The organism is Roseateles oligotrophus, assembly GCF_025717515.1.
GTDB classification, from domain to species: domain Bacteria; phylum Pseudomonadota; class Gammaproteobacteria; order Burkholderiales; family Burkholderiaceae_C; genus Paucibacter_A; species Paucibacter_A oligotrophus.
The window spans coordinates 622,042-632,881 of the sequence record NZ_JAJIRN010000003.1 but is presented as its reverse complement, the minus strand read 5'-3'; the positions used below and the strand labels follow the sequence as shown (position 1 = coordinate 632,881).

General features: G+C 61.9%; 11 protein-coding genes. 6 read left to right on the top strand and 5 right to left on the bottom strand.

The features are described from left to right. Positions 1-288: 288 nt before the first annotated feature. On the bottom strand, positions 289-2,073 hold the full coding sequence (gene ptsP, locus LNV07_RS09080; RefSeq protein WP_263570832.1) for a phosphoenolpyruvate--protein phosphotransferase: 1,785 nt from the start codon (positions 2,071-2,073) through the stop codon (positions 289-291). Between the two features lie 126 nt (positions 2,074-2,199). Here ptsP and LNV07_RS09075 point away from each other — a divergent pair, with 126 nt between their 5' ends. After that, positions 2,200-3,030 (top strand): GNAT family N-acetyltransferase, encoded by an 831-nt coding sequence (locus LNV07_RS09075; RefSeq protein WP_263570831.1) that lies wholly within the window; start codon positions 2,200-2,202, stop codon positions 3,028-3,030. A gap of 16 nt (positions 3,031-3,046) precedes the next feature. Here the strand turns inward: LNV07_RS09075 and LNV07_RS09070 are convergent, their stop codons facing one another. The 3 genes from LNV07_RS09070 to LNV07_RS09060 all read right to left on the bottom strand — a co-directional run bounded on the left by LNV07_RS09070 (position 3,047) and on the right by LNV07_RS09060 (position 4,360). Then, positions 3,047-3,316: an HPr family phosphocarrier protein gene (locus LNV07_RS09070; RefSeq protein WP_263570830.1), complete on the bottom strand. Its 270-nt coding sequence runs from the start codon at positions 3,314-3,316 to the stop codon at positions 3,047-3,049. A 6-nt stretch (positions 3,317-3,322) separates the two neighbouring features. After that, the gene (locus tag LNV07_RS09065; RefSeq protein WP_263570829.1) at positions 3,323-3,727 is read right to left on the bottom strand and encodes a PTS sugar transporter subunit IIA; all 405 of its coding nucleotides are present in this window, start codon (positions 3,725-3,727) and stop codon (positions 3,323-3,325) included. A gap of 75 nt (positions 3,728-3,802) precedes the next feature. Further along, positions 3,803-4,360, bottom strand: a complete 558-nt coding sequence (locus tag LNV07_RS09060) for a hypothetical protein (RefSeq protein WP_263570828.1) — start codon at positions 4,358-4,360, stop codon at positions 3,803-3,805. Positions 4,361-4,476: 116 nt separating this feature from the next. Between LNV07_RS09060 and LNV07_RS09055 the strand changes: the two genes are divergently transcribed. Continuing rightward, positions 4,477-5,694 (top strand): CaiB/BaiF CoA transferase family protein, encoded by a 1,218-nt coding sequence (locus tag LNV07_RS09055; RefSeq protein WP_263570851.1) that lies wholly within the window; start codon positions 4,477-4,479, stop codon positions 5,692-5,694. Positions 5,695-5,752: 58 nt separating this feature from the next. Here the strand turns inward: LNV07_RS09055 and LNV07_RS09050 are convergent, their stop codons facing one another. Then, the gene (locus tag LNV07_RS09050) at positions 5,753-5,887 is read right to left on the bottom strand and encodes a hypothetical protein (protein ID WP_263570827.1); all 135 of its coding nucleotides are present in this window, start codon (positions 5,885-5,887) and stop codon (positions 5,753-5,755) included. Here LNV07_RS09050 and LNV07_RS09045 point away from each other — a divergent pair. From LNV07_RS09045 to LNV07_RS09030, 4 genes are all read left to right on the top strand, one after another. Beyond that, positions 5,880-7,094 (top strand): sensor histidine kinase family protein, encoded by a 1,215-nt coding sequence (locus LNV07_RS09045; RefSeq protein WP_263570826.1) that lies wholly within the window; start codon positions 5,880-5,882, stop codon positions 7,092-7,094. The genes LNV07_RS09050 and LNV07_RS09045 overlap by 8 nt on opposite strands. Positions 7,095-7,146: 52 nt before the next feature. Further along, positions 7,147-7,656 (top strand): TlpA family protein disulfide reductase, encoded by a 510-nt coding sequence (locus tag LNV07_RS09040; RefSeq protein ID WP_263570825.1) that lies wholly within the window; start codon positions 7,147-7,149, stop codon positions 7,654-7,656. 67 nt (positions 7,657-7,723) lie between these two features. After that, positions 7,724-8,017 (top strand): antibiotic biosynthesis monooxygenase family protein, encoded by a 294-nt coding sequence (locus LNV07_RS09035; protein ID WP_263570824.1) that lies wholly within the window; start codon positions 7,724-7,726, stop codon positions 8,015-8,017. Between the two features lie 111 nt (positions 8,018-8,128). Next, the gene (locus LNV07_RS09030) at positions 8,129-10,831 is read left to right on the top strand and encodes a bifunctional acetate--CoA ligase family protein/GNAT family N-acetyltransferase (RefSeq protein WP_263570823.1); all 2,703 of its coding nucleotides are present in this window, start codon (positions 8,129-8,131) and stop codon (positions 10,829-10,831) included. The last annotated feature ends 9 nt before the right edge of the window (positions 10,832-10,840 follow it).

The window sequence follows — 10,840 nt, the reverse complement described above, 5'->3', positions numbered from 1 at the left end:
ACCGCCAACACTTCTTTTCAAAAGTCGCTAGCAGCGCAGAAGCGGGATTGTGACTGATTTTCTTCAAATCCGTCAAGCACCTCGGAAATAATTTACTTCCGGGCTTCTTTCCAACTGACATCCCAAACAAGTTCTGTTGGAGAGCAGCGAAGCCCACGACTTTAGCATGGAAATAGGGCGAAACCAGGGACCGATCACTAAAAATGGCAATCGCCCTTCGATCAAGACCCGATTCAATGCACTTCTCGATGCGGTTCGCACCATGTCACACGGGTTCGACCCCTGCTGCTACTGAAGAGCTCTGGCGGGTTTGTTCCGTGCGAACGCCAATTCCGCCTCATGCCTGGGATCTTCGCTCCCCATGATCTCAGGCATAAAGGTTGCCAAGCGCCCCGCATCGGCCCTCAATACGCGCTGCTTGACCGAGGGGATTTGAGAAGGATGCATTGAAAAACTTCGCAAACCCATCGCCAACAGCAAGTCAGTGAATGCGGGGTCACCCGCCATCTCCCCACACACGCTGACGGACTTGCCGGCCGCTCGCGCGAGCCCAATTGAGCTCGCCAACAATTGCAGCACCGCCGGGTGCCATGGATCATAGAGATGCGCCACCGCCTCATCGGCGCGGTCGATTGCTAAGGTGTACTGGATTAGGTCATTTGTGCCAATGGAGACGAAATCAACGTGTCTAAGCAGCAACGGAAGCATGACCGCAGCTGCAGGGATTTCAATCATTACGCCCAATTCAACATGGCTGTAGGCGTGGCCCGCATCATTGAGCTGCTGCTGAACCTTCTTTACGGCCTCCAATATTTGCCTTACTTCGTGCAAGTGGGCGACCATCGGAATCAGCAGCCTGACTTTTCCAAACGCACTGGCCCGGTAAATGGCACGCAATTGCTGCCTGAACATGCTGGGTTCAGCCAGGCTCCAACGAATCGCCCGCAAACCCATCGCCGGGTTCAGCACATGCTCATGCCGCAACTCGCTGGCGCTCATGCGGTCCAATGGCTTGTCCGCTCCGACGTCGACGGTGCGAATCGTCACAGGCATGCCGCGCATCGCCTCAACCGCCGCACGGTAGGCCGCGAACTGTTCATCTTCGCCCGGCAGCTCGCCGTCCCGGTTCATAAACAGGAACTCGCTGCGGAACAGGCCCACTCCGGTGGCACCTGCCTCGATCGCGCCCTGCGCATCCAAGGGCAGTTCGATGTTGGCATGAAGCTCAATCCGCTCGCCATCCAGCGTCACCGCCGGCGTATGCCTCAAACGCGCCAACCGCGCCCGCTCAAGCTCACTCTGGCGCTGCCGGAATCGATACTCCTCCAGCATGATCGGCGACGGATTAACGATAACAGTGCCGGCATCACCGTCAATGATGATCCAATCATCTTGCCGAATCAGCCGAGAAGCCTCGCGCGTACCCACCACCGCCGGAATATCCATGCTGCGCGCGACGATGGCCGTATGCGATGTCTTGCCGCCAATGTCGGTAATAAACCCATGAAAGACGCTGCGCTTGAATTGCATCATGTCGGCCGGCGCGATGTCGGCGGCAACCAGCAACAAGGGGTCCTCCCCGGCAAAATCTCGCTGCACCACGCTGGCGGCGTCAACGGGCACCAAACCCTGCTCACGCGCCAAGGCGCTCAAAATCCGTTCGACCACCTGCTCCAAGTCGGCCTTGCGCTCACGCAAATAGTCGTCTTCCATCTCGTCAAATTGACGTGCCAGCACTTCAAGCTGCGCAGACAAGGCCCACTCTGCGTTGTAGTGCCGGTCAATGATCCATTGCGTGGCAGCGCCGATCAGCGCCTCATCGTGAAGCAACATCAAGTGAACATCCAGCAAGGCGGCCAACTCTTGCGGCGTATCTCCACGCAAATCTTGCTTGAGGGTTTCGAATTCTCGGGCCACCTCATCACGGGCTCGAAACGCACGCTCGATCTCGGCCTCGACTTGATCCGGGCCAACAAAATAATGCGCGACGTCAACGCGGCTGGACGCGACCAATACCGCGCGGCCGATGGCCACGCCGCGCGAGACCGGGATGCCAAAAACCTGAAAGCTCATGCGCCGACTTTAGCAGCCACCAAGGCTGCCGAGTCGAGTCATCGAATCGTCATTCGCATGTCATGGCAGCGTCACCACAACAACCGAGCATGCGCCTGCCGACTAACGACCAAACCGAGGCCGCTCATGAGGGATATCCCGCTGTCTACCTTGCCGTATTCCGATCTCCGCCAAGCCAAAATTGAGCCCCCGCAGCCACTTGCGACAACAAGGGGCGCGGCGCCGGGTCGTTTAGACGTCTGCTGGGCCACAAGCGAAGGCGAGGTGCGTGAAGCGCAGCAACTCCGCTACCGCGTCTTTGCCGAAGAAATGGGCGCTCGCCTGAAGCTGCCGAACGGCGCTCCGGCCGGCCATGACATCGACACTTTCGACCCTTTCTGCGAACACCTGCTGGTGCGCGAGCTTGGCCAACACGATCGACCCGGTCAAGTCGTCGGCACCTATCGCGTGCTGACCCCCGCCGCCGCCAAAAGGGCCGGCGGTCTTTACAGCGAAACCGAGTTCGATTTGACCCGCCTGCGCGGCTTGCGAGCCAATATGGTGGAGCTGGGTCGCTCCTGCATTGACCCGGCACACCGTTCGGGCGGCGTCATCATGTTGCTCTGGGGCGCGCTGGCCGAGTTCATGATGAGAAACAACTTGGACACCATGATGGGCTGCGCCAGCGTCAGCATGTGTGACGGCGGGCACTTTGCCGCCAGCCTCTGGAAACAGTTGGAACGGACACACCTCGCCGGTATCGAATGGCAGGTGCAGCCCCGACTGCCGCTGCCGGTCGACGAGCTAAGGCACGACCTCGGTGTCGAGGCGCCGCCCTTGATCAAGGGCTATTTGCGCTGCGGCGCTCGGATTCTTGGGGCTCCGGCCTGGGACCCGGACTTCAACACGGCCGATCTGCCGATGATGATGCGCTTGGCCGAATTGCCGGCCCGCTATCGGCGTCACTTCATCGAATAAGCCAGGCCGAGCCCGCTCACTGGCCCTCGCCAAACTTGTCATTCACGAGCGCGGTGATGGCATCCTGCGCGGCCTGTTCGTCGACGCCTTCGGTCTCCAGTTCGACCTGCGTGCCCATGCCGGCCGCCAACATCATCACTCCCATGATGCTCTTGGCATTGACGCGGCGGCTTTTCCGGCTCATGAACACCTCGCACTGAAAGCTGCCGGCCAGTTTGGTCAGCTTGGCGGAGGCGCGGGCATGCAGGCCCAATTTATTGCTGATGGTGAGCGTCGACTTGATCATTGAATCTCAGGCTTCCGAATTGGGGTTCACAGGGAGTTCGTTCAGCATGATGCCTGCCGCTCCGCCTTGCACGGCTCGCACGATCAAGGCATCAAGTGGCTCATTGACATAGCAAAGCGAGCGCCAAAGCATGGGAACATTGACGCCACTGACCACCCTCACCGCTGCGTTCTGCAGCCGCTGCGCCGCATTGCAAGGCGTGGCACCGAACACATCGGTCAAGATCAGCACCTCGGCATGATCTGCACTCGTCAAAAGCGACCGTGCGCTTCGTTCGACATCCTCTACCGACATATCCGGCGTGACGTCAAGCACGTTCAGTTGGACAGCGCAATGCGGAAAAGTATGCTCCGCCACTGCCTTCAGCGCAGAGGCAAGCGGGGCGTGGGCGATCAAGAGCAAACCGGGCATGACTTGATTATCGGTGCAGGTTTTAGGTCGAAGACTCGCGTCGCCTACCGAGCCCGTCGAAGCGGGACAAACTCCTCATGAATCAAGCTTCAAGGAGGTCAAAAAACTGTCCCAGGCGGCCGGGTTGTCTTGTACGCCCAACATCAGCACCTGATAAACGCGCAGCCCCCTCGCAAACACGGCCACGCGCGCCTTTTGCTTGTCTCCCGACAAGCGTTGCATTTGGGCCGCTGGATTGGGCGTCATGCCCGGCACCGCCAGTGGCTCAACCGCACCGGGCTGCGCATTCAGCTTGCCCGCCAGCGAGCGCGGCATCTGGCTCAAGGCCGGGCCGACCAAGGCAGGGTCGGCGAGATCGGCCCAGGCCAAAGAAAACGTCCACTGATCCGCCTTGCACTCGGCCAAGCCCATTGCCGCTGGCTCGGCGGCCGTGGCAGGGCGGCTATTGACCGCCGGCTTGCAGGGGAACATCGCGCCGATGCCCGCGTCGGCCGGATGCACCGTTCGCCAGTCCAATTTAGGCGAACAAGCCGCCAAGCTCGAAGCCAGCGTCACGGCACAGACCAGCGCCGAAACAATACCCAACGGGCGTCGAGCGCCGGCGATGGTTCTATACAAAGCAGGAGGAGTCATGCGGCCATTATCGGAGGCGCCAGGTCGGCGCTTGTCAGACAATCGATCTCATGCAAAGCGACCAAGCCCCCCTCAGCCCTGCCATTCCCGCCGCCGTACCGGACGCCGCTTTGCCCATGTCCTTGGCCGGCATACGTGTGCTGGACCTGTCCCGCGTGCTGGCAGGCCCATGGTGCACCCAAACCCTCGCCGACCTTGGCGCCGACGTGATCAAGGTCGAACGACCGGGCAGCGGCGATGACACACGCGCCTGGGGCCCGCCCTATTTGAAAGACGAGCAAGGCGCCGACACCAGCGAGGCGGCCTACTACCTGGGCGCCAACCGCAACAAGCGATCGATCGCGATCGACATTGCCAGCCCGGCCGGCCAAGCCTTGATCCGCGAGCTAGCGGCCGGGGTCGACGTGCTGGTCGAGAACTTCAAGGTTGGCGACCTGACCCGCTATGGTCTGGACGCTGACAGTCTGCGTGAAGCCAATCCCCGCCTGATCGTCTGCTCGATCACTGGCTTCGGGCAGACCGGCCCCTACAAAGACCGGGCCGGCTACGACTACGCCGTGCAAGGCATGGGTGGCCTGATGAGCGTGACCGGCGAACGCGACAATCTGCCAGGCGGCGGCCCACAAAAAGTAGGCGTCGCCGTCGCCGATCTTTTCACCGGCATGTATGCCGCCGTCGCCATCCTGGCCGCGCTGCGGCACCGAGATTTGCGCGGCCAGGGGCAGGTCATCGACATGGCCTTGCTGGATACGCAACTGGCCATGCTGGCCAACCTGGGCGCCAACTTCCTCTGCACCGGTCAGCCGCCATCCCGCATGGGCAATGCACATCAGAACATCGTGCCCTATCAAGTCTTCGAGGCCAACGATGGGCATTTGATCTTGGCGATAGGCAACGACTCTCAGTTTGCCAAGTTTTGTGCCATCGCCGGCTATCCGGCCTGGGCGCAAGATCCACGCTTCTCCAGTAACGCCGAGCGCGTACGGCAGCGTGAATTGCTGGTGCCCATGATCGCCGCAGCGATCAAGACCCGACCCCGCAATGCCTGGCTGGCCGACCTGGAAGCCGCCAAAGTACCCTGTGGCGCCATCAACAACCTGGCCGAGGCCTTTGCCGACCCCCAGGTCCAGGCCCGCGAAATGGTCACCGCGATGCCCCACCCACTGAGCCCGGCCTTACGCTTGGTCGCCAGCCCGATCAAGTTATCGGCCACACCGGTCGCCTATCGCCATGCGCCGCCGCTGCTGGGGCAACATACGCGCGAACTTCTGCTTGAGGCAGGGCGGACAGAAGCCGAAATTGCAGCGCTCTTACAGGCCGGCGTGATCGCTTGAGGGTCAATTCATCACGGCGACCGTGTGAAATTGCTCACAAACAGCACTAAATTCACTTTTAGCGCTTGCTCCCCCGGATCGGGGGATAGACGCTGGCGTGCATCGCGTTGACGATGGCGGCCGTTGCGGGAATTTTGCCCAAAATAACCCTCAAAAGAACAATAGCCGCCGCACGATCAACACGCATGCTCATGTCAATTCCGCCGTCCACCAAAACTGCCTCTGCCAGCGCGGCCGCCAATGATGTGGCGGGCGAGCCGAGCCCAGTGCAATGGACCGAGATCGTCCAGCAGTTGGGCGCCGAGATTGCCGGACCTCTGAGTTTGGCGCTGGAACGGATTCATGATCTTGTCAGCACCGGCCAGATCGATCGCCAAAACCTCCGTGCGCTGCGCGAAAGTGTCAGCCAAGCGCGCGAAGCCGGTATGTTGGGGCAGCAGTTGGCGCGATTAGCTTCTGGCCGAGTCAAGCTGACGCGCGAGCGCATGCATCTGACCCAGGTCTTGCGCGGCGTGCTGGCGCAGCGCAGTCGCGAGACCCAAGCTCGCGGCATTCAAGTGCGGCAGATCCTGAAACCGGTCGAGATCATGGCCGACGGCTCACTGCTGTTCGCGCTGCTGAATGCGCTGATGGACTGGGCTTTGGCCAGCACCCACAGCTCCATCGATCTGCGCCTCGACCTGACCCCTTGGCCAGCCAAGGCCAGGCTGATGTGCCGCTTCGCTCACCGTTCGCTCGACCTGCTCGATGACCCCCGCGCCACGGAATTGCCCCAGGTATTGAACTCGCTGGCCTGGCGCTTGGTGGAGCAAACGGCGCTCACCATGGGCGTGCTGCCGCTGCGCGAGGACGAAGCCGGCATTACCGTCTTGACGCTTGAATTCCCGCAGACGGTCGGCGACGAGCCGGGCACAGCGGCGGGGCTGGCGGACCGTGAAGCAGAGCGCAGCTTGGCCCGCCCCATCGAACACAAGCCGGCATACAGCAGCGAGCATGCGGCCGAATACCTGCCCTCAAGCAACTCCAAGCCCTTGGCGGGGAGTCACATCTTGATCATTTCCCAACAACGCGAGCTGCGCAGCCAGATTCAGGCCGCCATTCAACACATGGGCTTGATCGTCGATTTGGCCGGCAGCATGGCCGAGGCAACCCAGTTCTGCCAAGAAGGCCTGCCCCATGGCATCGTGTTCGAGAGTGCGTTGCGGGGTGAAGACTTCGAACTGCTGTTTGCCGATGTGATGCGGGAAGTGCCGGACTTTTGCTTCGTCGAAGTGTTGAACGAGCAACATCTGACCCAGCTCTCCACCGCCACCTCCGACGGCTTGGCGCGCATCTCGCGCCTGCATCTCGCTGACGCGCTTTCGTCCGTGCTGATGTTCGAGCTCTCCAAAGGACTGTAAGTCAAGGCCCTCGCGGGCCGCCCCCTGCTGGTAGCCGCGCTAAACTGCAATCATGAAGTTGCAACGATTTTTAGTGCCCGTACTGGTCGCGGCCTTGGCCGGCGGCGGATTCTTCGCCTATCAAAACCTGGGCTCACGTGAACGAGCCCCGGCCATCAACTACGTGCTGCTGGATGGCAGCCGGGTCGACTCCAGCCAATGGGCGGGCAAGGTCATGTTGGTCAATTTCTGGGCCACCAGTTGCACCACTTGCGTCAAAGAAATGCCTCAAATCGTTGGTACCCACGAGAAGTTCAAGGGCCGTGGCTTTGATACCTTGGCCGTCGCCATGAGTTACGACCCGCCGGCCTTTGTCGCCAATTTTGCCGAGAGCCGCAAGCTGCCCTTCGGCGTGGCGATCGACAATAACGGCAAGATCGCCCACCAGTTCGGCAAGGTTCAGCTGACACCGACCACCTTTTTGATCAACAAGCGTGGTGAGGTCGTCAAGCGCTATGTCGGCGAGCCCGACTTTGCCGCCTTGCACGCTTTGGTCGAAAAGCTGCTAGCGGAAGCCGCCTAAGAGCCCGGGCGGCAGAAGGAGCGGCGGCTGCGTTAGCATCCCTGCATCACTGACCCCGAGGCCCAAAATGATTCTAGAAATCGCTGAAATTCAAATCCCGCCAGGCCAGCAGGCCGCCTTTGAAGTCGCCATTGCGCATGGCATCAACAGCGTGATCTCGCAAGCCCAGGGCTTCATCAGCGCCCGCGTCCAGCATGGCATCGAGTCGCCCGAGCGCTACATTCTGCAAATTGAATGGGCCAGCTTGGCGGACCATACCGAGCACTTTCGCGGCGGACCCTTGTTCCCCGCATGGCGGGCCATCGTCGGCCCCTTCTTTGCGCAAGCGCCCAGGGTCGAACATTACGAACTTGTCATTTAGGCCAGTCACTCGGGGGTCAAGCCTTGCCCTTGTCTCAGGTCAAGCCTGATCCCCACCGACTGGCTAGACTGTCGCGGATGTAAGCCCCGCTGGGGCAAGAAAAGCGACGCCATGGACAAACATTACCTGACCCCTCTTTTCACGCCTGAGTCGATTGTTGTGTTTGCCGGCTCGCCGGATGCGACCGAGGAGCAAGGCGCTCATGCAATGGCCTTGCATCAAGCCCTCGGCGGCCAACGTTTCAGCGGCTCGCTGCGCTTTTTGGATATTCATAGCACCGGCACCCTGGCCGATTTGGCGCAGGCCCGCGCCGATTTGGCCATCATTGCGCTGCCGCCGCAGGACATCGCCGCCGCGCTCGAAGTGGCCGGCCGCATCACCTGCCGCGCCGCGCTGGTGATCTCCAGCGGCGTCAGCGCCGAACTGGCCTCCGCGCTCAAAAAAACCGCGCGGCGCGAAGGCATGCTGCTGCTGGGCCCCAACAGCCTGGGCTTCCAGCGCCCCGCCCTGCAACTCAACGCCAGTACGGCCGGCACCTTGGCGCAGGCCGGCTCCCTGGCGCTGGTCTCGCAGTCGGGCGCCCTGACCGCATCCATGCTGGACTGGGCGCGCAGCAACGCGGTGGGCTTCTCCTCGGTCGTGTCACTGGGCCCCAATACCAGCGTCGATATCGCCCAGGTGCTGGACTTCCTCGCCAATGACGCACAAACCCAAAGCATCATTGTTTACCTCGAAGGCATAGGCAATGCGCGCCGCTTCATGAGCGCGCTGCGCTCGGCTGCCAACGCCAAACCGGTGGTGGTGCTGAAGGCCGGCCGCAAGCCCGCCGGCAACGCAGCCGCTCTGACCCATAGCGGCGCGATTGTCGGCAGCGACGACGTATTCGACTCGGCGCTGCGCCGTGCCGGAGCCGTTCGGGTGCGTTCGTTTGTCGAGTTATTTTCCGCCGCCAAATGCCTGGCCTCGCGCTACCGCCCGGTCGGCCGGCGCTTGGCCATCGTCACCAATGGCGGCGGCCCGGGCGTGCTGGCGGCCGATTGGATCAACGAGATTGGCTTGGAGCTCGGCCGACTCGGCGCGGAGTCGATCAGCGCGCTCGCGCCCTTGCTGCCCGAACTGGCCAGCCTGACGGACTTGATCGACCTGTCGGAAGATGCCGCGGGCCCGCATTACCAAGCCGCCATTGAGGCCGCCGGCCGAGACAAACAAATTGACGGCGTGCTGGCCATCTATTCACCCAAGCCGGGCGCCGACACCACCGCCGTCGCCCGTGCGCTGGCCGATATGAAGCGCAACCTCAGCAAACCTCTATTGGCCTGCTGGATGGGGGATGCCTCGGTGGGCGCTGCCCGCAACACGCTGAACGAAGCCTCGATACCCAGTTTTCGCACGCCCGAGGCGGCCGTCGGCGCCTTCGGCAATATTGCGTCCTTCTATCAAAACCAGAAGCTCTTGCAGCAAACGCCGCCGCCACTGTCGACCTTGGCCAAGCCCGATATCGAGGCCGCCCGCTTGGTGATCGAAAGCGTGTTGGCCGAGCGCCGCAAGGTGCTGACCGAGATGGAATCCAAGACCCTGCTGTCGGCCTTCCAGATTCCCGTCACTCACACCATCCTGGCGCGCTCGGCCAACGAGGCAATGATGATCGCCACCCAGCTCGGCTACCCCGTCGCGTTGAAGGTCGACTCACCAGACATAACGCACAAATCAGATGTACTCGGGGTGGTACTGAATCTGAGCCACGGCGCCGCCGTCAAAGAAGCCTATACCGACATGATGGAGCGCGTCGCACGCTTGGCGCCGCAGGCGCGCATCAACGGCGTGACCGTGCAAAAAATGGCCACCGCCAAGCGTGGCCGCGAAATCTATATCGGCCTGGTGACGGACGACCCGTTCGGCCCGGTGATCGTGTTTGGCGCCGGCGGCACCATGGTCGAACTGCTCAACGACCGCGCGATGGAATTGCCACCGTTGAACCAATACCTGGCTCGCCGCCTGATCGAACGCTCGCGCGTGGCCGAGACCTTGGGCGAATGGCGCGGCGCCAGTGCGGTCGACATGGACGCGCTGGAGCAATTGCTGCTGCGGGTGTCCGAAATGGTGTGCGAACTGCCGCAGCTGCGCGAGATGGACATCAACCCCATCATCGTCGACGAGTCCGGCGCCGTCGCGGTGGATGCGCGCATCGTCATCGACAGCACGCCGCTGTCGATCGGCGCCGGCGCTGGGCCGGCCTCACAACGCTATGGCCATCTTGCCATCCTGCCCTACCCGGCCCGCCACGAGCAGGTGTGGCCGATGCGCGGCGGCGGCGAATACACGGTGCGGCCGATCCGGCCCGACGACGCACAGATGCTGCAGGCCTTGGTTCACAGCCTCTCGGCCGAGAGCCGCTACTTCCGCTTCATCTCATCGATGACCGAGTTGCCGCCGGCCATGCTGGCGCGTTTCAGCCTGATCGACTATGACCGTGAAATGGCCCTGGTGGCGGTGTTCAAGCAACGCAGTACGGACGCCAAGGGCAATCCGGTGGAGACCGAACGCGTCATCGGCGTGTCGCGCTACATCACCAACCCCGACCAGTCGAGCTGCGAATTTTCCTTGGTGGTGGCCGATGACTTCAGCGGCAAGGGGCTGGGCTCACGCCTGATGGAAAGCATCATGGATGTGGCGCGCGAAAAGGGTCTGAACGAGATCAACGGCATCGTGCTGGCCAAAAATCCCGGCATGCTCAAGCTGATGAAGAGCCTGGGTTTTGCCATCAAGCCATTTGACGAAGACCCGGATTTCAAGTGGGTCACACATGGCCTGTAAAGCCCGGCT

Bases quoted from the DNA above. Each gene is read 5' to 3' on its own strand.
- ptsP (WP_263570832.1), bottom strand. From the start codon at position 2,073: ATGAGCTTTCAGGTTTTTGGCATCCCGGTCTCGCGCGGCGTGGCCATC.
- LNV07_RS09075 (WP_263570831.1), top strand. From the start codon at position 2,200: ATGAGGGATATCCCGCTGTCTACCTTGCCGTATTCCGATCTCCGCCAA.
- LNV07_RS09070 (WP_263570830.1), bottom strand. From the start codon at position 3,316: ATGATCAAGTCGACGCTCACCATCAGCAATAAATTGGGCCTGCATGCC.
- LNV07_RS09065 (WP_263570829.1), bottom strand. From the start codon at position 3,727: ATGCCCGGTTTGCTCTTGATCGCCCACGCCCCGCTTGCCTCTGCGCTG.
- LNV07_RS09060 (WP_263570828.1), bottom strand. From the start codon at position 4,360: ATGACTCCTCCTGCTTTGTATAGAACCATCGCCGGCGCTCGACGCCCG.
- LNV07_RS09055 (WP_263570851.1), top strand. From the start codon at position 4,477: ATGTCCTTGGCCGGCATACGTGTGCTGGACCTGTCCCGCGTGCTGGCA.
- LNV07_RS09045 (WP_263570826.1), top strand. From the start codon at position 5,880: ATGCTCATGTCAATTCCGCCGTCCACCAAAACTGCCTCTGCCAGCGCG.
- LNV07_RS09050 (WP_263570827.1), bottom strand. From the start codon at position 5,887: ATGAGCATGCGTGTTGATCGTGCGGCGGCTATTGTTCTTTTGAGGGTT.
- LNV07_RS09040 (WP_263570825.1), top strand. From the start codon at position 7,147: ATGAAGTTGCAACGATTTTTAGTGCCCGTACTGGTCGCGGCCTTGGCC.
- LNV07_RS09035 (WP_263570824.1), top strand. From the start codon at position 7,724: ATGATTCTAGAAATCGCTGAAATTCAAATCCCGCCAGGCCAGCAGGCC.
- LNV07_RS09030 (WP_263570823.1), top strand. From the start codon at position 8,129: ATGGACAAACATTACCTGACCCCTCTTTTCACGCCTGAGTCGATTGTT.